Consider the following 1,163-nt stretch of genomic DNA (forward strand, 5'->3'; position numbering starts at 1 on the left):
GACCGACAAAGGCCTCCGGCAGGCCGAGCTCCCGCCCCAATGCGCGCACTTCGTCCTTGAACAGCTCGCGCAGCGGCTCGACCAGCTGCATCTTCATGCGTGCCGGCAGGCCGCCGACATTGTGATGGCTCTTGATCGTCATGCTCGGCCCACCGCTTACCGAGGCGCTTTCGATGACGTCCGGATAGAGGGTGCCCTGCGCCAGGAAGTCCGCGCCGCCGATCTTTTTCGCCTCAGCGTCGAACACGTCGATGAACAGGCCGCCGATGATCTTGCGCTTCTTCTCCGGGTCCGTGACGCCGGCCAGGTCGCCAAGAAACAGCTCCGATGCGTCCACATGCACGAGCGGGATATTGTAGTGCTCACGGAACAGGCCGACGACCTGTTCGCTCTCTCCCGCGCGCATCAGCCCATGGTCAACATAGACGCAGGTGAGCTGGTCGCCGATGGCTTCGTGGATCAGCACAGCGGCCACCGACGAGTCCACACCGCCCGACAGCCCGCAGATCACCCGGCCCTTGCCGACCTGCGCGCGGATCTTTTCGATGGCCTCGGCCTTGTAGGCGGCCATCGTCCAGTCGCCAGTGAAGCCCGCAACGCCGTGGATGAAATTGCGCAGCAGCCTTGCGCCATGTGTCGTATGCACGACTTCGGGGTGGAACTGCGTGCCGTAGAAGCGGCGCGCCGTATCTGCGATCACGGCATAGGGCGCGCCGGGCGATTTCGCGATCACGGCGAAGCCCGGGGCCATGTCGGCGACATGATCGCCATGGCTCATCCAGACTTGTTCTTCTTCGCCATCGAACAGGCCCTCGAGCAGAGGGTCATCCTGCACGCGCTCGATGAAGGCCCGGCCGAACTCGCGGCTGGTGCCGCCTTCGATCCGGCCGCCGAGCTGGTGCATCATCACCTGCTGGCCGTAACAGATACCAAGTACCGCAACTCCGGCCTCGAAGACCGCCTTGTCGGCCATCGGGGCGTCGTCCCAGTAAACGCTTGACGGCCCGCCGGAGAGGATGATCGCCTGCGGCCCATAGGCCTCAAGGAAGGCCGCATCGACCTTGTTGAAGGGATGGATTTCGCAATAGACGCTGCTTTCGCGCAGGCGCCGGGCGATGAGCTGCGTCACCTGGCTGCCGAAGTCGACGATCAGGGCGCGTTGG

1 protein-coding gene is annotated in these 1,163 nt (G+C 64.5%); it reads right to left on the reverse strand.

The window, feature by feature from the left end; all coding sequences use genetic code 11:
* Positions 1 to 1,163: glutamine-hydrolyzing GMP synthase (gene guaA / locus WEA77_RS03640; RefSeq protein WP_368066504.1), on the reverse strand; the 1,163-nt coding region annotated here is incomplete at both ends.

Source organism: Hyphomonas sp. (genome assembly GCF_040882205.1).
Lineage (GTDB): Bacteria > Pseudomonadota > Alphaproteobacteria > Caulobacterales > Hyphomonadaceae > Hyphomonas.